The organism is Alkalihalobacterium sp. TH-98 (assembly GCF_057473385.1).
In genome coordinates, this window is record NZ_JBYCKM010000055.1 from 17,567 (window position 1) to 41,228 (window position 23,662).

General features: G+C 36.5%; 23 protein-coding genes. 18 read left to right on the plus strand and 5 right to left on the minus strand.

Annotation, left to right across the window (positions count from 1 at the left end):
* The first annotated feature begins 67 nt into the window (after positions 1-67).
* From sppA to tpx, 5 genes are all read left to right on the plus strand, one after another.
* Entirely contained in the window at positions 68-1,066 is a 999-nt protein-coding gene (sppA, locus tag AC2VNP_RS21010) for a signal peptide peptidase SppA (RefSeq protein ID WP_486919250.1), read from the plus strand.
* A 10-nt stretch (positions 1,067-1,076) separates the two neighbouring features.
* Positions 1,077-1,571, plus strand: coding sequence for an RDD family protein (locus AC2VNP_RS21015; protein WP_486919251.1), 495 nt, complete (start codon positions 1,077-1,079; stop codon positions 1,569-1,571).
* Positions 1,572-1,663: 92 nt separating this feature from the next.
* Entirely contained in the window at positions 1,664-2,320 is a 657-nt protein-coding gene (locus tag AC2VNP_RS21020) for a DUF2953 domain-containing protein (RefSeq protein WP_486919252.1), read from the plus strand.
* Positions 2,321-2,414: 94 nt separating this feature from the next.
* Positions 2,415-2,894 (plus strand): GerW family sporulation protein, encoded by a 480-nt coding sequence (gene ytfJ, locus AC2VNP_RS21025; protein ID WP_486919253.1) that lies wholly within the window; start codon positions 2,415-2,417, stop codon positions 2,892-2,894.
* 218 nt (positions 2,895-3,112) lie between these two features.
* The gene (gene tpx, locus AC2VNP_RS21030) at positions 3,113-3,613 is read left to right on the plus strand and encodes a thiol peroxidase (protein ID WP_486919255.1); all 501 of its coding nucleotides are present in this window, start codon (positions 3,113-3,115) and stop codon (positions 3,611-3,613) included.
* A gap of 413 nt (positions 3,614-4,026) precedes the next feature.
* Here the strand turns inward: tpx and AC2VNP_RS21035 are convergent, their stop codons facing one another.
* Positions 4,027-4,848 carry a nuclease-related domain-containing protein gene (locus AC2VNP_RS21035; RefSeq protein ID WP_486919256.1) on the minus strand — a complete coding sequence of 274 codons (822 nt, stop codon included), beginning with the start codon at positions 4,846-4,848 and terminating at the stop codon, positions 4,027-4,029.
* Positions 4,849-5,081: 233 nt separating this feature from the next.
* On the opposite strand from AC2VNP_RS21035, the gene AC2VNP_RS21040 reads away from it, so the two are divergent.
* The 6 genes from AC2VNP_RS21040 to AC2VNP_RS21065 all read left to right on the plus strand — a co-directional run bounded on the left by AC2VNP_RS21040 (position 5,082) and on the right by AC2VNP_RS21065 (position 14,083).
* Positions 5,082-6,077, plus strand: coding sequence for a class I SAM-dependent methyltransferase (locus AC2VNP_RS21040; protein WP_486919257.1), 996 nt, complete (start codon positions 5,082-5,084; stop codon positions 6,075-6,077).
* A gap of 552 nt (positions 6,078-6,629) precedes the next feature.
* Entirely contained in the window at positions 6,630-7,817 is a 1,188-nt protein-coding gene (locus AC2VNP_RS21045; protein ID WP_486919258.1) for an acetate kinase, read from the plus strand.
* A gap of 346 nt (positions 7,818-8,163) precedes the next feature.
* On the plus strand, positions 8,164-9,090 hold the full coding sequence (locus AC2VNP_RS21050) for a 3'-5' exoribonuclease YhaM family protein (protein ID WP_486919276.1): 927 nt from the start codon (positions 8,164-8,166) through the stop codon (positions 9,088-9,090).
* Positions 9,091-9,122: 32 nt separating this feature from the next.
* Positions 9,123-11,576: an AAA family ATPase gene (locus AC2VNP_RS21055; protein ID WP_486919259.1), complete on the plus strand. Its 2,454-nt coding sequence runs from the start codon at positions 9,123-9,125 to the stop codon at positions 11,574-11,576.
* Positions 11,567-12,400: an EcsC family protein gene (locus AC2VNP_RS21060; protein WP_486919260.1), complete on the plus strand. Its 834-nt coding sequence runs from the start codon at positions 11,567-11,569 to the stop codon at positions 12,398-12,400. Before AC2VNP_RS21055 ends, AC2VNP_RS21060 begins: the two co-directional genes overlap by 10 nt.
* Before the next feature lie 222 nt (positions 12,401-12,622).
* A complete protein-coding gene (locus AC2VNP_RS21065) occupies positions 12,623-14,083 on the plus strand; it encodes an NADP-dependent isocitrate dehydrogenase (protein WP_486919261.1) in 1,461 nt (486 codons plus the stop codon).
* A 129-nt stretch (positions 14,084-14,212) separates the two neighbouring features.
* Here the strand turns inward: AC2VNP_RS21065 and AC2VNP_RS21070 are convergent, their stop codons facing one another.
* Entirely contained in the window at positions 14,213-14,527 is a 315-nt protein-coding gene (locus AC2VNP_RS21070) for a hypothetical protein (protein WP_486919263.1), read from the minus strand.
* Positions 14,528-14,904: 377 nt separating this feature from the next.
* Here AC2VNP_RS21070 and AC2VNP_RS21075 point away from each other — a divergent pair, with 377 nt between their 5' ends.
* Positions 14,905-16,128, plus strand: a complete 1,224-nt coding sequence (locus tag AC2VNP_RS21075; protein WP_275117359.1) for an argininosuccinate synthase — start codon at positions 14,905-14,907, stop codon at positions 16,126-16,128.
* On the plus strand, positions 16,125-17,504 hold the full coding sequence (argH, locus tag AC2VNP_RS21080) for an argininosuccinate lyase (RefSeq protein ID WP_486919264.1): 1,380 nt from the start codon (positions 16,125-16,127) through the stop codon (positions 17,502-17,504). The genes AC2VNP_RS21075 and argH overlap by 4 nt, the downstream gene beginning before the upstream one ends.
* Positions 17,505-17,585: 81 nt before the next feature.
* Here the strand turns inward: argH and AC2VNP_RS21085 are convergent, their stop codons facing one another.
* Positions 17,586-17,786, minus strand: coding sequence for a hypothetical protein (locus AC2VNP_RS21085; RefSeq protein ID WP_486919265.1), 201 nt, complete (start codon positions 17,784-17,786; stop codon positions 17,586-17,588).
* A 203-nt stretch (positions 17,787-17,989) separates the two neighbouring features.
* On the opposite strand from AC2VNP_RS21085, the gene AC2VNP_RS21090 reads away from it, so the two are divergent.
* Positions 17,990-18,577, plus strand: coding sequence for a DUF421 domain-containing protein (locus AC2VNP_RS21090; protein ID WP_486919266.1), 588 nt, complete (start codon positions 17,990-17,992; stop codon positions 18,575-18,577).
* 95 nt (positions 18,578-18,672) lie between these two features.
* Here AC2VNP_RS21090 and AC2VNP_RS21095 read toward each other — a convergent pair whose 3' ends face one another.
* Together AC2VNP_RS21095 and AC2VNP_RS21100 are read right to left on the minus strand one after the other, a co-directional pair.
* Complete coding sequence (locus tag AC2VNP_RS21095; RefSeq protein WP_486919267.1) at positions 18,673-19,470, minus strand: ATP-grasp domain-containing protein; 798 nt, start codon at positions 19,468-19,470, stop codon at positions 18,673-18,675.
* Between the two features lie 352 nt (positions 19,471-19,822).
* Complete coding sequence (locus tag AC2VNP_RS21100) at positions 19,823-20,263, minus strand: universal stress protein (RefSeq protein ID WP_486919268.1); 441 nt, start codon at positions 20,261-20,263, stop codon at positions 19,823-19,825.
* A gap of 179 nt (positions 20,264-20,442) precedes the next feature.
* On the opposite strand from AC2VNP_RS21100, the gene AC2VNP_RS21105 reads away from it, so the two are divergent.
* The 4 genes from AC2VNP_RS21105 (at position 20,443) to ald (ending at position 23,406) form a co-directional block, all read left to right on the plus strand.
* Positions 20,443-20,592, plus strand: coding sequence for a hypothetical protein (locus AC2VNP_RS21105; RefSeq protein ID WP_486919270.1), 150 nt, complete (start codon positions 20,443-20,445; stop codon positions 20,590-20,592).
* Positions 20,593-20,845: 253 nt separating this feature from the next.
* Entirely contained in the window at positions 20,846-21,610 is a 765-nt protein-coding gene (locus tag AC2VNP_RS21110; protein WP_486919271.1) for an SDR family oxidoreductase, read from the plus strand.
* Between the two features lie 166 nt (positions 21,611-21,776).
* The gene (locus tag AC2VNP_RS21115) at positions 21,777-22,151 is read left to right on the plus strand and encodes a hypothetical protein (protein ID WP_486919272.1); all 375 of its coding nucleotides are present in this window, start codon (positions 21,777-21,779) and stop codon (positions 22,149-22,151) included.
* A gap of 136 nt (positions 22,152-22,287) precedes the next feature.
* Positions 22,288-23,406 carry an alanine dehydrogenase gene (gene ald, locus AC2VNP_RS21120; RefSeq protein ID WP_486919274.1) on the plus strand — a complete coding sequence of 373 codons (1,119 nt, stop codon included), beginning with the start codon at positions 22,288-22,290 and terminating at the stop codon, positions 23,404-23,406.
* The last annotated feature ends 256 nt before the right edge of the window (positions 23,407-23,662 follow it).

A 23,662-nucleotide genomic window follows, 5' to 3' on the forward strand; every position in this document is an offset into this window, starting at 1 on the left:
GTTTCATAATTTCAAACAATATGCTAAAATTTAACAATGTATTTAATGTATAGGAGTGTTTGTGAATATGAGTAAAAAAAGATGGCTTGCGCTATTAGCAGTTGTAGTACTATTTATCCTTTCCACCACGATTAACTTTAGGACAGCAACTACAACAACGAATTGGGATGAAGTTTTTACAGGCGTAGATCGTAAGTGGGTAGAACGAACAATACGTGAAGGAGACAGAAAAGAAAAGATTGTTGTGTTGGATGTCAATGGTGTAATTCAAGACCAAGAGGATAGCTCATTACTATTTCAAACTCCTGGATACCGACATCGAACCTTTTTACAAATGCTTGAGCATGCTGGGAAAGATCCGGATGTAGAAGGAATTATTATTCGTGTGAATTCGCCAGGTGGTGGAGTCGTTGAAAGTGCTGAGGTCTATGATAAAATCCGTAGTATTCAAGAGGAATACTTTAAGAAAGTTTATGTTTCAATGGGGAGTATGGCCGCTTCTGGTGGATATTACATAGCTGCTCCTGCTGATAAAATCTTTGCAAATACCTCAACAATTACAGGATCTTTAGGAGTTATTATGCAGTCGTATAATGTCTCTGAATTGGCTGAACAAATTGGTATTAAAGAACAGACCATTAAAAGCGGTGAATTTAAAGACATTATGTCGCCGACCAGAGATATGACGGAAGATGAGAGAGAGATCCTCCAGTCGATTATTGATGATGCCTATAATGAATTTGTGAATGTCATCGTTGAAGGAAGAGATTTAACTGAAGCTGAAGTAAGAAATATTGCTGACGGTCGAATATACAGCGGAGCTCAAGCGAAACAACTAGATCTAGTTGATGAAATTGGAAGTTATGAAGAAACAGTTGATGCATTAATTGAAGATTTAGGCTTTGGAAACTTACGAGTGATCAGATATGAGACATCTGTAGGCTTTAATGATTTACTTCAATTATCGGCACAAAGGTTAACGACAAATCAAGGTGATTTACTTGGACTGCAACAATTATTGCGACAAACAAATTCCCCGTCCTTAATGTATTTATATACGAAGTAGGAGTAGGTTTATGGAAAATAACTATAACGAATTACAAGAAGAAGAAAAAATTGACGTGACCGATAACTATGCAGGACGAGAATATCGCTATGCCGGATTTTGGATGCGGCTATGGGCGTTTTTGTTAGACAGTATTATCGTTTTTAGTATTAACGGAATTTTAATTACCCCTGTTTTGAGATGGTTAGACCTTACAAGGGAAACGATTTGGTTATTCTCAGTTGCCGGGGCTTTAACAACGCTGGTTGGATTTATATATTTCACGCTGTTGACCAAGTGGTTTTCGCAAACGTTAGGGAAACAAGTCTTTGGTCTAAAAGTAGTGCAAACCAATGGTGAAAGTCTCTCATGGAAAACGGCTGTATTTCGAGAAGTGATCGGCAGATATTTGCACCATCCTTTTTTACCTTTGAAGTTGCTTTATTTGATCATCCCTTTTTCACAAACAAAACAAGGGCTACATGATCGAATTGCTGATACCTATGTCATACATGAAGAAAGATAACCTGTCATTCGGCAGGTTTATTTTTTTTACATTGGTCAATAATGGAAAAGGTTACGACTTATTAATAATCTTAAAATGAAATGGTGATTAGAATGAATATCTTCATTCTCGTTGTATTAATAACTTTTTTGCTCTTATTTATTATTTGTATAACAAAATTAACGATCTTTATCAGTTATTATCATAATGGCGATGATGATGAATTAATGGTTCGTGTCCGCATGTGGAAAGTGCTCTCTTATACGTTTAAGGCACCGTTAATTAAAATTGATAAAGATTCTCCATCATTAATTGTGGAAGAAGAACAAGAAATCGGTGGAATAGAAGATGAGAAAAAAGTAAAAATAACATTTGAGAGGATCATGAGAGAACTTGAAAGGGCAAAGGATTTTTTACAGCAAGTTGTCGGGTTCCATAAGATTGTACGCCGGTTTCTAAAACATGTTTCTGTTAAAGATTTAAGATGGACGACAAATGTTGGAGTATCTGATGCAGCTATAACAGGCTTTCTTTCAGGAATGGCTTGGTCTGTAAAAGGTGGTATTGTCGGCTTAATTGCGAATTACACAAGAATGAGAAATATGCCAAAGCTAACGATTAATCCACATTTTCAACAAACCCTGTCTCAAACCGATTTAAAATGTATAATTTCCTTTAGAATCGGACATTCTATCATCGCGGGCCTTCTTGTATTAAGACACTGGAAAAGACGGCCAGCATCACTTAAACCAAGTGAAGAAAAGGCGTAGCTCAATTTCAACTACATAATTCAAAACTTAAGATATAAAAGGTTGATAATTGGGGACAATAGAAATATAACAAAAATGACAGGAGGTATTTATTATGTCAGATCATCCTATTCAAGGTCTAATGAAAACAGCTATGGAAAATTTAAAAGAAATGGTTGATGTAAATACAATCGTTGGTGACCCAGTTGAAACTCCTGACGGCAGTGTCATTATGCCAATTTCAAAAGTAGGCTTCGGATTTGCTGCGGGTGGTAGTGAATTCGTAGTTGACCATAAAACAGCTACAGGTACAACTGAAACGTTGCATCCTTTTGGTGGAGGTAGCGGGGGCGGTGTTTCCATTACACCAATCGCTTTCTTAGTTGTAAGTTCAACAGGTGTTAAAATGGTTCATTTAGACAGCAATACCCACCTTTATGAAAAACTTCTTGATTTTGCACCACAAGTTGTTGAAAAAATCCAGCAAATGGTAAACAGTGGTGGCGGAAATCAAAACCAAGAGGAAACAAAAATCACTACAACAACTTCAACGACATCAACGTTAGAAGATATTGATCCAGATCGTTTAACTTAAAAAGTTAGAAAACGAAGGGTACCATCTTACCCTTCGTTTTTTCTGTGCAACAAATCTTTGTTGTTAAGATGGGTTTAAATATGATTTAATTTTGAACTCAAATTATTTGAGCAGGTATTTTTAAGTAAATAACGAAATACAAATAGGTTGAAAATTTTGCTAAAAAAAATTATGATTAACACTGTACATATGTTAATAACTAAGGGAGGAAATTAATTATGGCAAACGTAACATTTAAAGGTAATCCAGTAACATTATTAGGTAACGAAGTAAACGTAGGTGATACAGCACCAGATTTTACAGTACTTGCTAACGACTTATCTCCAGTAACACTTGCAGACAGCAAAGGCAAAGTACGTTTAATTAGTGTAGTACCGTCTGTGGACACTGGAGTTTGTGACCAACAAACTCGTCGTTTTAACGAAGAGGCAGCGGGTCTAGGTGATGTACAAGTTTTAACAGTAAGTGTTGACCTGCCATTCGCTCAAAAACGTTGGTGTGCAGCAGCTGGTATCGAAAACCTTCAAACGGTTTCTGACCACCGTGATTTATCTTTCGGTAAAGCATTTGGTGTAGCAATCGAAGAGCTTCGTTTATTAGCTCGCGCAGTGTTTGTCATTGATGCTAACGATAAAGTAACGTATGTGGAATATGTATCCGAAGCAACAAACCATCCTAACTACGAAGCAGCAATCGAAGCTGTAAAAGCAGCTCAATAAATAACATAATGAGAAGAGGCTGAAGCGTTCAGCCTCTTTTTTCAATAAACTAAACTCCTGTTAAAATAATTAAACAAGACGGTGACAGCAAAATATTATACCGAAAAAAGGTAGTCAAAGAGGGAGTTGACGCCCGAAAAACTGAAGAACCGAAAAAAACGGTAGTCAAAGAGGGAGTTGACGCCCGAAAAACTGAAGAACCGAAAAAAACGGTAATCAAAGAAGGTGTTGACGCCCGAAAATCTAGAGAACGGGAAAAAACGGTATACATATACACTGGGACCATGAGGAGTAGTATGGAATTAGAAAACGGTTGCTAAACATAATAAGAGACTCTTGCGTGACCAATCGTTTCATAATTCTTCGAGAGGATGCGTTGAATGGTTTTCTTGGAATGGACGACTTTACACCATTCATGAATTATGTTTGTTGAAAACTTTTTCATTAGGAAATAAAATCTTAAATTCCTCAACGGACCGTAAAATTGCAGTTTCAATTTCCTCTTTTGAGTCGCATTCTTTACAAACTAACTTTCTAGAAGCAAGTTGAGTATTAATTGACTTACATGAATTACAGAGGATTCCTTTTTTTAATTGCTCATATGAAAATATCGGTGGCCGTTTGTATGGAGACTCTTTAATATTTAGGGTTGTCAATTGTTTCGCTAACCGTGTATGACTATCTTTAATTTTTAATGTATTCTTTTTATTAATATCTTTGATGAAGCGGTTAAGTTGAGTTGTAAAAACTGCAGGTAGGCTAAGAGGGGTTTGGTAAAGTTGAAACTGAGGGTTGATGAAGATAAGGTAAGTTTTAAGAGTAGGTATCAAGGAGCTAAATCCAAGATCTAGCAGTAAGCGGTGAAATAAAAAATTACTTCTTTTTAATTGGAGTAGCGGGTCTTTTATTTCTGTTTTAGCGGAAGTATACCAAGTATCGTTAGAAATAAAGAAATCGCCCTCATAATTTTTTGTTTCGAAAAGGTAAATAGTCTCTGCTGTAATTAATAAGCTGTCAACTTGAAAAATTGTATTATTACATTCTAGTAATAAATCATTCAAAATTAGACAATCAACAGTAATAGCATTTAACCAAGTGTCAAATTGTTGTTCTCCAATAAACCCCCTTTGAATATTTAAGTAGTAACTCTCATCGCTTTCAGAAAAATTCATCCTTCTCTTTAAATATTTCCACAAGGTCAACTCTACAGGTTCATCACGAGTTTTAATAATCATTTCAGAGGCTCCTTTCCTAATAAGTTAATCTTAAGAAAAATACGCTATAAGGACAAGTATTAATTAACATTTTAGTTTAAAGAAGAATTCTACTTATCAGATCTTATAATTTAGTAAAGCTGATTATATTGTCAAATACGCTAAACTAATAAAAAATCACCACAAAAGGTTTATTATTTCATTGTTTTTGCTAAAATATACGAATGGACAAAAAATAGAACGGAGGAGAAATCGTGTTAGAAGCGAAAACTAATTTAGAAAAACTCTTCGTAGTACTAGATGAGAGTGCGGAACTATTAAAAGAAGAGCTTGACGTTACGTACCTAGAAGCTTTAGCGGAAGCAGGTGAAAACTTTTTTCAAGGGGAAGTTGTACAGGAACTCACTTCTTCTACTAAAAAGCAATTAGAACAACGTTTAGAACAAGTCGATGTAGATTCATTACATAAAGAAGAAGTACGAAAAGCGCTCCAGCTAGCAGTCCTAAAAGGCATGAAAGAAGCGACCCAACCGAATCATGCCTTAACGCCGGATACTGTAGCTGTTTTTATCAGTTATTTAGTTAATAAAGTGACCAGCAACATGAAAGAAGTGACAATAGGAGATCCAGCTGTTGGAACAGGAAACTTATTAACGGCTGTAATGAATGGGCTTCCGAAGAAATCAAAAAGCTACGGATTAGAAGCGGATGAAACACTACTACATCTAGCGTTTGTGAGTGCGAATTTACAGAAACAGGAAATTGAATTGTATCACCAGGACAGCATTCGTCCGTTAAGCTTGGCTCCTGTAGATGTAATGATTTCGGATTTACCAGTGGGTTATTATCCAAACGATGACATCGCAGCTAATTATGAGTTGAGAGCGAAAGAAGGACGGTCGTTTGTTCACCATTTAATGATTGAAAAATCACTGGAGTTGACAAAAGAAAATGGCTATCTCATTTTTCTAATTCCTAACTTTTTATTTGAAAGTGATCAAGCACCTGCACTTAATGCATACCTTAAAGAAAAATCAATCATCTTGGGCTTATTACAATTGCCACAGACGATGTTTAAAAACTCAAAATCTGGAAAAAGTATTTTAATCTTGCAGAAAAAAGGACCAGACGCAATTCAACCACGCCAAGCGTTACTCGCAGAAATGCCATCTTTTTCACGCCAAGACGCATTGGCAGATATGTTAAAGCAAATTGATCGTTGGTTTAAAGAGGAATTAAACCTCTCATAGGACCCTCGAATACTTTACCTACAAAAATGAATTTCTGGAAAAAGCAATAATAAAGGCTTCCTTGATATTTGATGTTCACGAAACCGTGATTAGTAATTCATGGTTTCTAATTCCACAATATCTTAAGGGGCCTTTTTATTTTCGTATAAAAAGGAATTCTTCCACAACAGAAAATTGCAACGAAGATCATGCTAAAACAAACCTATTTTTCGCAACCAAACGTGGAAAAGTAAATGAATCAAAGTAAATTCTGTAACGTTCAAGCCAAAAAGTTAACAAAGCCACTAAAATCGAAAATAAAAGTATTGGCATTCGGTTACATTAAGTGATGGGTTACTGTATAAAAACAGTATTAAAGCGCATTCATTTCTGAATTTAAAGACTTTACTATAGATAGTTGAAATTGCTGAATTTGAATGTTTAAATAGGTATGGTCATCATATGATCATTTAGCTTTACAGTAGCACTTCATGACCACGAATAAGACTTGATTATAGATATGAGTGATATTTTTATCAACTCAGTACGATAAAGAAGGAGCGGTTCATAATAATGGCAAAGATAATAGCAATCAATGCAGGTAGTTCCTCACTAAAGTTTCAATTATTAGAGATGCCAGAAGAGACAGTGTTAACGAAAGGTATCGTTGAGAGAATAGGTTTGGGTGATAGTATTTTTACAATTGAGGTTGACGGTGATAAGAAAAAAGAAACAACAGATATCCCTGACCATTCGTTTGCCGTAAAAATGTTACTTGATAAGTTAACAACTCTTGGCATTATTTCGTCATTAGATGAAATTGAAGGCATTGGTCACCGTATTGTTCACGGTGGTGAAAAATTTAATGACTCCGTTTTAATAACAGATGAAGTATTAGCGGGTATTGAGGAAGTTTCTGAACTTGCACCATTACATAACCCAGCTAACATTGTTGGAGTCAAAGCTTTTAAAGAAGTGTTACCGAATGTACCTGCTGTTGGTGTGTTCGATACAGCCTTCCACCAAACGATGCCGGAAAAATCGTTTTTATATAGCTTGCCTTACGATTACTACAAAGAATACGGCATTCGTAAATACGGTTTCCACGGGACATCCCATAAATATGTATCTCAACGTGCAGCAGAATTACTTGACCGTCCGTTAGAACAAATTCGTTTGATCTCTTGTCATTTAGGAAATGGAGCGAGTATTGCTGCGATTGACGGAGGTAAATCAATTGATACATCGATGGGCTTTACACCTCTAGCAGGGGTAACGATGGGAACTCGTTCTGGTAATATTGACCCTGCCTTAATTCCGTACATTATGGAGAAGACAGGAAAGACAGCTCAAGAAGTGCTAGACGTATTAAATAAAAACAGTGGGATGCTTGGAGTTTCTGGTTTTTCAAGTGACCTTCGTGATATTGAGACTGAAGCGGAAAACGGTAATGAGCGTGCAGAATTAGCTCTAGAAGTTTTCACTTCACGAATTCACAAATATATTGGTTCTTATGCAGCGCGTATGAACGGCGTTGATGCGATCATCTTTACAGCAGGTATCGGTGAAAATAGTGATGTCATTCGTGAACGCGTACTTCGTGGATTAGAGTTCATGGGTGTGTATTGGGATCCAACATTAAATAAAGTACGAGGAAAAGAAGCGTTTATTAATTATCCTCATTCTCCTGTAAAAGTACTAATCATCCCGACAAATGAAGAAGTGATGATTGCAAGAGATACGGTAAGATTAGCACAATAATACTGTTTAGTTTAAAGAGGCGGCCTATCCAAATGGTCAGCCTCTTTTACTTTGCAGTTTGCTTAAAGAATGTTGCTCTTTGCTTCTGGATCGAGCCAAGTAAAAGCTTAACGCTTCACGCCTTGTGTGAAGCGAAAACGTAACAAATGCAACAAAGTATACGAAAAATACTTTTTTAAAACCTAATAAACCCAAATAAATCCTCATATTTGACTACCATTTAATCTCTCTCGTCTTACAATGGGCTCCCTCTACATCCCAACGTAAAACCCTTTTATTCCCGAATTAGATCGCATACAATGGAAGTAACTTAGAATTATTGGGAGAGTGTTCATAATTGACTTGGGTGAACAAACAAGAAGGAGAACGTATCGTCGACTATTTCATCGTGAGAGAACGTGAAACGAGTATTGCGACGAATGGAAGCGAATATATATCTCTCACTTTAAGTAATAAGGATGGAATTATACGAGCGAAATTATGGGATGTAACAGAAAAAGAAAAAGAATGGTTGCTTAAACGAGCGCTCATTAAAATCGATGGACTGATTACATTTTATCGCGGGCAGTGTCAATTAACGATCCAGCGCGTTCGCTTAGTAACGGAAGAAGATGCAATTGAAATTAATGATTTATTAAACCATGCGAACATTCCACGTGAAGATTTATGGCAAGAGTTACGAATGTTTATCGAAGACATTGACAGTGAAACGCTTCGAGAATTAGTAAAGACACTGTTAAGGAAGAAAGAGATCCGTGAAAAATTAACAACCATTCCTGCAGCGAAGCAGTATCATCATGCCTATTATGCCGGGTTGCTAGAACATATTGTTACACTATGTCATGTCTCAGCTCAACTCTTGCAAGTATACCCGCAATTAAATAAAGATGTCATTATGACAGTTTGTATTTTACATGATATCGGAAAAACAAAAGCGTTAACTGATCCGGTTGTACCAGACTATACAACGAATGGTGAATTAATTGGTCATGTTGTTTTAAGTATAGAAATGATACTAGAAGGAGCCATAGAAGCAGGAATTTCGACAGATGATCACGAAGTTTTAGCAGTAAAGCATTGTATCCTATCTAGTCATGTAAATGACAGCCTGCAAAGCGGGTTAAGCAGCAAAACAGCAGAAGCTATATTTTTTCAACATATTAATAAGCTAGATAATCAATTGAATGCTCTCTTTATGATAGGAAATGAAGCGAATGAAGATTGGACCTTTTCACCGATGTTTAAGAGAAGAATGTATACCAATCGAAAGTAAAGTTGGATTGACAACTGAGGGGGAACCAAGAGATGAACCGAGTATCGCTAGAAAAAATAGAGAAAAAAAAGCTAACATATGATCAATTAACGAATCGTATGGATCCAAGCCAATTTCCATTCGAAACGACAGCAGATGCAGGCAGTTTAACAGGGGAAATGATCGGACAAGAAAGAGCAGTTCAAGCCATTGATTTTGGGTTAACCGTTAAACAAGAAGGTTATAATTTATTTTTAGTAGGACCAAGTGGTACTGGCAAAACAACGTTTGCAAAATCAAAGGTAAAAGAGGTTGCTTCTACGAAATCGACTCCATCAGACTGGATTTATGTCTATAATTTTGCGCATTCGGATCAACCGATTGCGATATCGCTACCGCCAGGACAAGGCGTTGTTTTTCAGCAAGACATTTCTGAATTTATAACGGAAGTTCGTCAAGAGATTGAAAAGGTGCTTTCTAGTAAAGAATTTGAGCAATCGAAAATAGACATCATTCAATATTACGAAGAAACCATTAACTTGCAGTGGCAAGACTTAGATGATTTAGCTTACAATGAATATTTTCAGATTGAACGAAATTCTTCGAGCCTGATGGCAATTCCATTAGATGAAAATAGAGAAGCACACACGGAAGAAACTTATCGCAATCTTTCGAATGAACAAAAACAACAAATTGCTGAAAAGACGAGAGAGCTTAATAAACGTTTGACTGAGATTAACCGAAGAACAGCTCTATTAGAACGTGATTTAAAGAAAAGTATTCAAGACCTTGAAGAAAATACGATCCTGGAGACAATCCACCCTTATATTGAACTGTTAGTAAAAAAATATCCAGGCCAAGAAAAACTGGCTGAATATATAATGAGTTTAGAAAAAGATATTATCAAAAACTGGCAGGACTTGATTGACTCACCTATGGATGAAGAAGAAGACTTGTTTGCATCTTTATTACAAAAAAATGAGAAGAAAGACGAGTCTCGCTACCATGTGAATGTGTTTATAGATAATAGTGAGGTAAAAGGGGCACCGGTAATCCACGAAAACAACCCTACATATACGAACTTATTTGGGAAGTTTGACTTTAAAAGTGCCTTTGGATCATTGATGACTAGTTTTTCGATGATGAAGCCAGGTGCGTTTCATTTGGCCAATGGAGGATATATCATTCTTCAGGCATCCGATTTGCTCACGAATCCGTATTCTTGGAATGCATTAAAACGCATGCTTAAAACAGGTGAATTGCGCATTGAGAATTTGTTAGAAGACAGCGGTAATTCTGTCGTTTCTGCAGGGCTGAAACCAGAGCCGATCCCCGTTGAAATGAAGGTAATTTTAATAGGGACGATCGATATCTACCGACTTCTCTTTACTTATGATGAAGACTTTAAAAAGTTCTTTAAAGTAAAAGTAGATTTTGATGTGGAAATGGAAAGAAATGATGAGCATTGTATGAAGTATGCATCATTTATCCATACTTATTGTAAAACTCAAAATTTATTACATTATACAAAAGAGGCTGTTGGAAGAGTCATTGATTATAGTACGCGATTAAGTAACAATCAAAACAAACTAACTACGTGTTTTCATGAAATCACAGAGTTGCTAGTAGAGGCGAATTATTGGGCGACACTAGAAAAGGCTGAGTATGTGACCGAAATTCATGTCGATAAAGCTTTAAAAGAACGTAAGCAACGTTCAAACTTAATTGAAGAAAAAATTAATAGCTCTATCGAAGACGGAACGATTATGATTGAAACAGAAGGAGAGAAGGTCGGCCAAATTAATGGCCTATCTGTATTAAGCACCGGGAATTATACGTTTGGTCAACCGAATAAAATAACAGCTAGAACGTATATTGGGTCAAAAGGAATTATTAATATTGACCGTGAGTCTTACTTGAGCGGGCCTATTCACTCCAAAGGACTACTTATTTTATCAGGTTACTTGCAAGGTGAATTTGCAAAAGACCATCCGCTACCTTTAGCTGCTAGCATTACATTTGAACAGTCGTATGATATGGTAGACGGTGACAGCGCTTCTAGTACAGAACTTTATGGGATCCTATCTTCCTTGGCCGATCTACCAATTAACCAAGGAATTGCTGTTACAGGGTCTGTCAACCAATTCGGTGAAGTCCAGCCAATTGGTGGGGTGAATGAGAAAATTGAAGGATTTTATTACACATGTAAGTTAAGAGGCTTAACAGGAACTCAAGGTGTCATCATCCCTATACAAAATGTAAAAAACTTAATGTTAGATGAAGAAGTGGTTACGGCAGTAAAAGATCGTCAGTTTTCCATTTGGGCAATTGAATCGATCCAAGAAGGCATTGAACTTCTAACGGGATATGAAGCAGGGGCATACGATCCAATACATGGCTATCCAGAAGGAACGATCTATCACCGCGTTGAGGGACGATTAAATGAAATGGTCCAATGGTTTCGCAAAAACGGTTCAAACGAAAGGAGGCAAAGCGAGTGTCTTTAAAGGTACAGGAAGAACGCTTGTTACTTGAAGTAGAACGTTGGGAACAAACTTTTTTTGAACATGATCCTACAGATTTTGAAATGATGTATCAAAAATGGCTGAATGTTAGTCTCGATCAACTAGGTACAGAAAAACGCTCGAAAGTTTTAGAAACGATTGATAATTTTCTTTTCCATTTACATGCGATGATTCAAAACTCTAGATTTCATGAAGAGGCACGAGAGAGAATTTTAGATCAAGCCAAAGTGTTTGATGGAGAAATTGAAGACATTCAAGATATCAGACAGTTATCAATTGAAAAGCTTAACTTTATGGCCAAACAGCAAATGGCTAAACAGCGCTTATTGTCTTTAGGGCAAGGCGGCGTTTCTGGTATGGGAGGAATTGTTTTATTAGGTATAGACCTGCCAGCAATGATCGCTATAAATATGCGCGCGATTCAACTTATTGCCTTATCGTACGGTTATGATGTAAAACGTCCATCCGAAATGATGATTGCGCTAAAAGTTTTCCATGTGGCCTCACTACCTAAAGACTTACAAGGTGGTGCATGGGATGCATTATGGGATGAAGTGCAGACAGCAGACTATGATGAGTGGTTTTATACAGGAAATGAGGAAATTGCAGACATTTCTTGGATCCAGCAACCATTAAGACAATTAGTAAAAGTAATGGTCATTATGTTACTGCGAAAAAAATTAATTCAAGGGGTACCACTCATCGGTATGGCTTTTGGAGCGACGATGAACTATCAGTTTTCTAGACAAGTAACAGAAGTAGCGCAGCGTTTTTATCAAAAACGATTATTACTTGAAAGAAATTAAAATTAAATTAGTTTTTTAACAACCTTAATTGTGAAGAGATTTACTTATTATAGTAGATCTCTTTTTTTTATTTTCTTTTTGAAGAAAAGTCACGTGCAGGCGACAAAAACATTTCCTCAGACTTTATGAGTGAGGTTTTCGCTTTTACTATGATTATTCCTCAGGTTTAGGCACAAATTATTAGAAGCAACCTTTACGCTTATTCAATGAAGGAGTGTTTTTATGAGTGAAAAAAGACAGGTTACAATAGCTCGCGGAGACGGAATAGGACCTGAAATAATGGATGTTACCTTAAAAATCCTTGAATTTGCTGGAGCAATGATTGAACCAGAATTTATTGATATTGGAGAAAAAGTATATTTGTCGGGCGAAACAGCCGGAATTAGTAAAGAAGCATGGGAGTCGCTGCGCAGAACAAAAGTGTTCTTAAAGGCTCCAATTACGACTCCACAAGGTGGAGGCTACAAAAGTTTGAATGTGACCATTCGGAAAACTTTAGGATTATATGCTAATATTCGTCCTAATATTTCTTATCATCCGTTTGTAAAAACGAAACATCCAGACGTAAACCTTGTCATCGTTAGAGAAAATGAAGAAGATCTATATGCAGGTATTGAGCATCAACATACACCAGAAGTTGTCCAATGTTTAAAGTTAATTACGAAACCTGGTTGTGAAAAAATTATTCGCTATGCATTTGAATATGCGGTTAAAAATAACCGTAAGAAAGTAACTTGCTTTACCAAGGACAACATTATGAAGCTAACGGATGGACTTTTTCACAAGACATTTAATGAAATTGCTGAAGAGTATCCACAAATTGAAACGGATCATTGGATTATTGATATTGGAATTGCAAAGATTGCCGATACACCGCAAGACTTTGATGTGATTGTGATGCCGAACCTGTACGGTGATATTGCTTCCGATGTAGCTGCTCAAATTACTGGAAGTGTTGGTCTTGCGGGGTCAGCGAATATTGGTGATCACGTAGCTATGTTTGAAGCTATTCACGGAAGTGCTCCGGATATCACAGGAAAAGGAATAGCTAATCCGTCTGGTTTACTTCACGGAGCTATTATGATGTTAGTTCATATCGGTCAGGCCGAGGCAGCAACGAAAATACACAATGCTTGGTTAAAAACAATAGAGGACGGAGTATTTACAGCAGACATTGCAAAAGGTGGACCATCTGTGGGTACAGTTGAGTTTGCAGAATCTGTTATTGAACGATTAGGTCAAAGTCCAACGTCATTTGCTCCTGTGATGTATAAGAAAGTAAATGAAGAGGATGAAGTAAAAATGCAGATTTCGCCATTAGCAAAAGAACGTGTAAGGGCTGATGTTGTCCAAGAATTAGACGGGGTAGATGTTTTTGTACTAAATAATACATATACCTCAGACGAGTTAGGTGAGCAATTAGAGTCATTAGCTGGATCTGATTTGGAGTTAATTGTCATTACAAATCGAGGAGTTAAAGTCTATCCAGGAGGGTTTCCAGAAACATTTACAACGGATCATTGGAGATGCCGTTTTCAATTTAAAGCAAATGCTGATAAAACAAATAAAGGAATCCTAAATTTATTACAACGGATAGATGATGCGGGGCTGCATTGTATAAAAACTGAAAACCTTTATACATTTAATGGTGAAAAAGGATACTCTTTAGGACAAGGTCAATAATGATTCTTGCGTTTAACTCGCGCTAAGACTCCACTTGCAAGCCTTTGAGGAAGCGCTGGTAACACCCAGATAGATTCAACTAATTTTCAGAGGGGATGAAAAAACCCCCTCTGAAAAAGAAGTTTCACTTTATTGATGGATTTTATCACTTATATTTTGATTGGTACGATACCAAATCCATAAATCATTAATAATAGAAGCTAATTCTGAGATTTCACTGTTTAACTCACATGACTTTTGGAAGTTCTCTTCATTATTTAATGCAGCTTGTTTCTTATTAATTAATACTTCTAAATCAGCAATTCTATCAGGTATACTTCCACGTATTTTTTCCCATTGAAGTAAAATTTCTGTTTGTGTAGAAAATGTATATTCATCCCAGTCTTTATCAAAGTCGGGAAGATTTATTCCTAAACGCTCATCATAAATAAATTGATATTCCACTTCTCCACCCCCTATAGTAATTTTACATGAACTTTTTTGAGATTTAAACATATAGATAGTGAAAACGCAAAAAGAAAAGGCTCTTTTTCTAGAGAGTATGGTGCTTATTCTTATACCTCAGCGGACAAATGTATGATTCCTCACGATTAACATAAAGGCTTTGAATATATACGAACACAGCTGAGGAAAAAGAATATACATTTTTTTAAATTAACCTATTGCCAAAAAGGAAGATAGTTGATAAAGTAATGAATAATAATTAGTTTTTATTTAAATTTATTCATTTAACAGAGGAGATTGATCCTCTTATTTTTTAAAACATCAATGCATAAAAATTATAAACAGAGAATTTATATTCATACATTATTGGAGGGAATATCATGAGTAAGAAAAAAGTGGTGTTAGCATATTCTGGAGGATTAGATACATCCGTAGCCATTAAATGGTTAAGCGATCAAGGATACGATGTTGTAGCAGTTGGGTTAGATGTTGGTGAAGGTAAAGATTTAGATTTTATTAAAGAAAAGGCACTTAAAGTAGGAGCTATTCAGTCATATACAATAGATGCAAAGAAAGAATTTGCAGAAGAATTTGTATTACCAGCACTTCAAGCTCATACATTATATGAGCAAAAATATCCGCTTGTTTCAGCGTTATCACGTCCATTAATTTCCAAAAAGTTAGTGGAAATTGCGGAGCAAGTAGGGGCAGACGCAGTTGCTCACGGTTGTACTGGTAAGGGGAACGACCAAGTTCGTTTCGAAGTTTCTATTCAAGCTTTAAACCCAGACTTAGAAGTACTTGCTCCAGTTCGTGAGTGGGGCTGGTCTCGTGATGAAGAAATTGAATATGCAAAAAATAATAACATTCCTATTCCAATTGACTTAGATAATCCGTATTCAGTTGATGCAAACCTTTGGGGACGTGCAAACGAATGTGGAGTACTAGAAGATCCTTGGGCAACTCCACCAGAAGGTGCATACGAAATGACAGCACCTCTTGAAAAAACTCCTGATGTACCAGAGTACTTAGAAATTGCTTTTGAGCAAGGTGTACCGGTTTCTTTAGATGGAACGAAGTATGAACTGCACGAACTTATTTTAAAATTAAACGAAATCGCTGGTAAACATGGGGTTGGACGTATCGACCATGTTGAAAACCGCCTAGTAGGAATTAAATCTCGTGAAGTGTATGAGTGCCCAGGTGCAATGACACTTATTAAAGCCCATAAAGAGTTAGAAGATTTAACATTAACTAAAGATGTAGCACACTTTAAACCAGTGATCAGCCAAAAACTAGCTGAACTGATCTACAACGGATTATGGTTCTCTTCATTAACTCCAGCACTTCAAGCATTCTTAGCTGAAACTCAAAAGAATGTTACTGGTGTTGTTCGTGTAAAACTATTTAAAGGGCATGCTATTGTCGAAGGACGTAAATCTGAGTACTCTTTATATGATGAGAAATTAGCAACATACTCTACTGATGATGAGTTTGACCATAATGCAGCAGTAGGATTTATTAAACTTTGGGGCCTACCAACAAAAGTAAGCAGTAAAGTAAACAAGGACGTTAACAGCAATAAGGGGGTCAAACTGTGAGTAAGCTTTGGGGTGGTCGATTTACAAAAACAGCCGAGGAGTGGGTCGATGAATTCGGCGCCTCTATCGGCTTCGACCAACTACTCGTAGAAGAAGACATCGAAGGCAGTCTTGCACATGTTAAAATGCTCGGTAAGTGTGGAATTTTAGCAGAAGACGAGGTTGATAAAATTACTGAAGGTTTACAGAAGATCTTAGTAAAAGCTCAAAACGGTGAACTTGAATATTCTGTTCAAAATGAGGACATTCACTTAAATGTGGAAAAGTTCTTAATTGATGAGATCGGTCCAGTCGGTGGGAAACTTCATACAGGTAGAAGTCGAAATGATCAAGTAGCAACAGATATGCATCTATACTTACGTAAGCAAATAGAAGGCATTCTTTCAGAGATTAAAAACCTGCAAAATGCGTTAGTTCAACAAGGCAAACAGCATGTTGAGACGTTAATTCCAGGCTATACACACTTGCAACGTGCGCAACCTGTATCGTTTGCCCATCACTTAATGGCTTATTTCTGGATGTTGGAACGAGACTATAATCGTTATGCAGATGGCCTGAAGCGGGTCAACATTTCGCCACTTGGTGCAGGGGCGTTAGCTGGTACTACGTTTCCGATTGACCGCCATTACAGTGCAGAACTATTAGGATTCGATGGAATTTATGAAAATAGTCTAGATGCAGTGAGTGATCGTGATTTTATTTTAGAATTCTTAAGCAGTTCTTCGATTTTAATGATGCACTTATCCAGACTTTGTGAGGAAATCATACTTTGGTCATCACAAGAGTTTCGCTTTATCGAACTAGATGATGCATTTGCAACTGGAAGCAGCATTATGCCACAAAAGAAAAATCCAGATATGGCAGAACTAATTCGTGGAAAAACAGGAAGAGTTTACGGAAGTTTATTCTCTTTGTTAACGATTTTAAAAGGTTTGCCACTTGCATACAACAAAGATATGCAAGAAGATAAAGAAGGCATGTTTGATGCGGTAACAACGGTTAAAGGTTCACTAAAGATCTTTACGGGTATGATTGAGACAATGACTGTAAATACAGATGTGATGGAAAAAGCAACGCATTCTGACTTCTCAAATGCTACTGAGCTTGCTGACTATTTAGCAAGTAAAGGAATGCCATTCCGTGAAGCTCATGAAGTGGTAGGAAAGCTTGTTCTTCATTGTATCCAGCAAGGGCATTTCCTGTTAGACTTGCCATTTGCGGACTATAAAGAAGCAAGTTCACTATTTGAAGAAGATATCTATGAAGTGCTGCAGCCAAAAACAGTAGTTGCTCGTAGAAATAGTGCTGGTGGTACAGGCTTTGCTCAAGTTCAACTTGCGCTAGAAAAAGCTGGAACATTATTAAATAATAAATAAAACCTGCTATATCTAATAATAGACGTAATAAAGGTAACGGAATAAATTTTCCGTTACCTTTTAACATTATTTTTTGCTTCTTTAAACTTTATGAGCCATAGCCATTGTGCCAATAAAGTAAGCTAAGGGAAGAAATATTACATTTATTCCAATGCTAAGAATGATATATGAAAGTCTTTTGTCCTGATTACTTAGTAATTTTGCTTTTTTAAATAAAAGTAACGCTAGGGCTCCAAAGAAAATTAATATTCCATAATAAATTACTTGCATTAAAATTATCACTTTGTTACTCCTCCTAGAAATACCATAAACTTATATTTTCCTTCATTTTACATAAAGTATTTTGATAAAAGTAGTAATTTTAATGGGCTATATTATGGTTTATGGAAAACAAATAACATGCTTTGAATAAGTTCAGTAGAGGCATACATACTAACTATAGAGAAAATTGGATAAAGGGATAGCCTATAAAAGGAGTATGTGCTATGGAGCTTGATTTTATATGGAAGTCGGTATTGTTAGTTCTGACGGGATTTTTATTTCTAAGGGTATCAGGGAGAAAGTCAATTGCGCAAATGACCATTACGACCACCATTGTGATGATCTCAATCGGTGCCATTATCGTACAGCCTATTATTGAAGATAGCGTTTCAAAAACGATAATATCGATTGGTATTTTTATTGGTGTCCTCATTCTTATCGAATTTCTTCAAGTAAAATATAACGCACTTGAAAAGCTGTTTACCGGAAAAGCGATTTCCGTGATTGAAAATGGACAAGTCAACTTAGAGAATTTAAAAAAGATCAGATTAACGATCGATAAACTGGAGATGCAAATTCGGCAAAATGGAATTTCGAATATTTCAGATATAAAAAATGCGACAATTGAAGCCAATGGTCAACTAGGGTATGAGCTAAAGCCTGATGCGAGACCATTAACAGTTGGAGAATTTAAAAAGTTAATGGGGGCAATGGTTCAACAACAAAATCAATCGCCTGACATCGATGGAAGCCTTTTTTATGAGGTTATTAATAAAAAGCACCCTACACCTCATCCTAAAGATTTAGAGTAAATAGGAAGCAAACGGGAAATTACTATTCCTTGACTGCTTTCAAAACGAAATGAAAAGGTTGTAAACTTTTGAAGTTTACAACCTTTACTTTATGTTTAAGAAACAAACATCGTATCTATATTTAATTTGCTATCTTCTTTTTGCATGTACTCTACGATTTTATCTTCTACCGAAACATCTAATTTTTGAAATCCGACGTTTCCAAATAAAATATTAAATTCAAATATATAAAATTGATCACCGACCATCGCAACATCAAAGCCAGCATGATTAATTCCTAAAGTTTGAGCTACATGTTTTACGAGATCAATAGCTTCTCGCGGGATAAGCTCCAAAACAATTTCTCCACCTTGAGCCACGTTGTTTAAGTGGCTCTCTCCATTCCCAACACGCCAATAAGCAGCTACGACATCATCACCAACATAGACAATTCTCATATCACGATCAATAGGGAGTTGCTCTTGTACATATAAAACATTACTAATAGATGCATACTCACGGAACTCACTGACATCATTAATCAGATATACACCTTTGCCCATTGAATTTCTAACTTCTTTAGCGATAAACGGAAATGGCATTTCATTAAGAGCGGTTTCAAACCCCGACTCATTATTAGGTAAGATAAGTGTATAAGGCACATTTTGTGGACAAATAGATAGTAAAGAACGTGTCATTTCGATCTTGTCATGTCCTAAATGATATGAGTTAACGCTAGGAAAAATCTTTTTATTTAAACCGTAAACGAGTGAATTCACTTGCCAATACTCAGGAAACAAAACCCAATCAGAATCTTTGATTTGATTAATATGTTGAAACATAGAATCAGGTTTTAAATAGGTAGTATTCTTAATACCTATCGTACGATAAGGGTTAAATGTAATATGTTTCATTTCTTCAGTTCTCTCCCTAAACAATATTCTGTTGTAAAAATTTTTTTAAATCATTACGTAAATAAAAACCATTTGAATAATTATTTTCAATATTCAAAAAACTAAAAAGGTTTTTGTGTTAAGAGTATGGAAGTCTAAAGTTACGGTAGTAAAATAAAAAGCGTATTTATCTAATCTAATTTTACTGATTCGGAGAAGAATTTCAACAACTTTTTTAATGGAAAAAAAGGATAATTTTTTAATGTTAACTATTCCCTGCTTCATTGTATAGATAAGTCTTGTAGACGAGGCTGTTTACATAAAAAGAGGATGGCGAAGGAGCCATCCTCTTTGATTTAATTTTTAATTAGGTCTATTGATTTCTTACGATCAATACATCACATTTCGAATTTCTTGTAATAGACTCAGAAACACTTCCAATTAAAATACGTTCTACAGCATTTAAACCTGTAGCTCCAGTAATAATTAGGTCGATTTCATGTTTGGTAGCGATATCTTTAGGAATTCTAACTTTAGGTGAGCCGAAATCAAGCACTGTTGTAATGTTTGCAACTCCAGCTTTTTCAGCTTCTGCTTTATATTCTTCAAGAAGTTCCTTTGCATAATTTTCCGCACGAGTGACAACTGTACGATCATACTGTTCTACTGTAGCAAAAGTACGAGTGTCAATTACGTGTGCAATAAATAAATGTGCATTTTCCTTTTTGGCAATAGTAAAAGCTTTATTTAAAGCTAATTTTGCTTCTTCAGAACCGTCTACCGCTACTAATACATTAGTATAATTATTTTCCATTGATATCTACTCCCCTAAATAAATTGTGAAATTACAATTTAACCATGTGGCTTCTCTTGTTGTTATGTTTACCACAATAACATTGTATCAAAACATTCTAATAATAATATAGCTGGTAATAAAAGTTCATGAATTGTTAAATAATAAATTTGTTTCAATGACCAGAAGGGGGTATTCGTATGAAAGAACATAAGTTAACGGGTACGATTTATGATGAGCAAGGCGAATCGATGGTGCTAGAACAAATCATGGATTCCTATCGTGTCGGTACAACTGAAGATGAACGAGCCAATGGACAACAGCGTAACAATGATGAACTTAGAGGGTAAGATTGGGGATGAGGCTGACAATTAGAAGTCAGCCTTTTTTTATCTTGTTGTTTGTCGTTTAATCTTTTCAAACTGTGAGTTGAAAAAAGAGATAAAGATCCGCTTCAGTTACGGTCAAAAGTAAAGAGCAACAACATAGCATATATTTTTACATAAACTTAATATAAACAGAGTGCAATCTTTTTTACTTCATGTCCCTTTCATTGTATGATCAATAGTATAGAAGAGGTAGTTTCAATAGGTGGAAGGTGGGATGTTTATGCGACACGCGATTGTTACTGCAGGTACGAAAGGGCTTGGCCTAAAAGTTACTGAACAATTATTAGAAGAAGGGTACTCTGTAACGGTTAGTTACCGCAGCGGTGTTAGTGCAGTAGAAAAGCTAAAAAAACGCTGGGAAGCTAAAGCTGATCAGCTTCAGTTTGTAAGAGCTGACGTTACGAATAAAGCGGATTTAGACGAACTCATCCAATCTTCATTACAAAAATTCAACAAGATAGATATATTTATACATAATGCCGGCCCCTACATTTTTGAGCGGAAAAAGCTTGTAGATTACACAGATGACGAGTGGTATGAAATGGTAGAGGGTAACTTGAGCTCCTTTTTTCATATTGCAAAAGGTGTAATTCCAATAATGAGACAACAGAAGTTTGGCCGAATTATTGCCTATGGATTTCAAGGAGCAAACGATGCACCAGGGTGGATTTATCGTTCAGCTTATGCAGCTGCAAAAGTAGGTCTCGTATCATTGATGAAAACGTTAGCAATTGAAGAAGCGGAACACGGCATTACTGTAAATATGGTTTGTCCAGGCAATATACTAGGGGAAATGAAAGAAGCAACCATTGAACAGTCACGTCAATTTTTTGACGAGAAGACACCAGTTGGTCGTTCGGGGACTGGTGAAGATATTGCTAGAGCTATAAGTTTCCTCTGTCAAGATAATTCCGATATGATCACTGGAACAGTACTAGAGATCACGGGTGGTCTTGATGTCATTAACAGCCACAGATAGTTAGAGAAGTGATCGTAATTGATCGAGGTGAAAATCGTTAGTGATTTTCACCTCGATTTATTTGCACGTAAAGAAGTTCTTATTGTGTAGCAATGATGTTAATTTTAAGCGGAAAATATGTATTATTTTCCATAAACTGAACACCTTAATACTAGAGGTGATAATCATGAAAAAAAGGCTACTCTTATTAATGGTTTTACTAACAGTTTTATTCTCATTTCAATCGGCTGGATTAGCATCGGAGCTTATGGATAAATTTGCTATTCGCATTACAGTCATCGAAAATGGGATTATATATGAGTGGGAGTATGATAACCCAGATAAATTCGAATTTGAAACCGGTAATGTTATAAAAAGAGGGAAAGAGGCAGAAAAAGAGGTACAATCAATGATTTCCCTTATTCAACTTCGTGAAGACACAAAAGTAGAGTTTATGGTCAAACAATTAAAGGAAAATGGCTACAAAGATATCGAGCGACTCGATATACGAATGATGAACGGTGAAGGAAAGTTGTTTACGTGGGTATGGAACAAAGATTAATCGAATTTGAGCTCAATCGTATCGAGGTCAATTCGTAATGGGAAATAAAGAGTTGGGAATGACTAAAATGTAGCTTCTGAAGAATGATGACATAGAAGATTAAGTAGGATTAACTAATACAAATGAGGTGTGAGCTTTGAGAATTGGTGTTCCGACTGAAATAAAGAATAATGAAAACCGGGTAGCAATGACGCCTGCTGGTGTGATCACACTCGTCAATCTCGGTCATGAGGTTTATATCCAAAGAGGTGCTGGAAACGGCTCTGGTTTTACGGATGAACAGTATATAAATGCTGGGGCAAAAATCGTTGATACAGCAAAAGAAGCGTGGTCTCAAGAAATGGTCATGAAAGTCAAAGAACCACTTGCAGAGGAATTTGATTATTTTTATGAAGGTCAGATCTTATTCACTTATTTACATTTAGCACCTGAACGACAGTTAACTCAGGCATTAATGGATCGAAAAGTCGTTGGTATAGCCTATGAAACGGTACAGCCACCAAATGGTTCACTTCCTCTACTTATTCCGATGAGTGAAGTGGCAGGTAGAATGGCGTCGCAAATCGGTGCCCAATTTCTAGAAAAACCGAACGGTGGAAAAGGAACGCTTTTATCAGGAGTTCCAGGAGTTAGCCGCGGAAAAGTTACCATTATTGGCGGAGGAATTGTCGGAACCAACGCAGCGAAAATAGCAATTGGGCTAGGAGCCAATGTTACGATCCTTGATTTAAGTCCAGATCGTTTAAGACAGCTTGACGATATTTTCGGAAAAGAAATCAACACAATGATGTCTAACCCAATGAATATTGCTGATGCTGTTCGCGATTCGGATTTAGTAATCGGAGCGGTCCTTATTCCAGGCGCTAAGGCACCGCGTCTAGTTACAGAAGAAATGATTAAATCGATGCAACCTGGTTCTGTCGTAGTTGACGTGGCGATTGATCAAGGTGGAATATTTGAAACAACAGATCGTATTACGACTCACGATGATCCAACATATGAAAAGCATGGTGTTTTACATTATGCAGTGGCGAATATGCCAGGGGCTGTACCTCGAACGTCAACGATTGCTTTAACGAACGTTACCATCCCGTTCGCTGCACAAATAGCGAATAAAGGATATCGTCAAGCTTGTATTGATAATTCAGCGCTACTCAAAGGAATTAACACACTAGATGGGTATGTAACGTATCAAGCTGTTGCTGAAGCCCAAGGAGTAGAATACAAGAATGCACAGGAACTTCTTCAACAATAATGATATTAAAAGAGGCTAAAGAGGACATTCTTTAGCTTTTTTTTGTTTTAGGTCAAACTTGTAAGAGAGACTGTTGATTTAATGTATTGGACATAAAATTTAGTATAAGGGCAACTGCTCCTTTATCAGCGCCTAAGGCTCGCCAAACGGCGAGTTTTCTTTATGTGCGCCAGGCATGCGCACATTCTCTAGGGTTCAAGTCCCGAACTGTGAAGGCAGTAGTAACAGTTAGCTTAAGACAAGGGTGTCTGGGGTG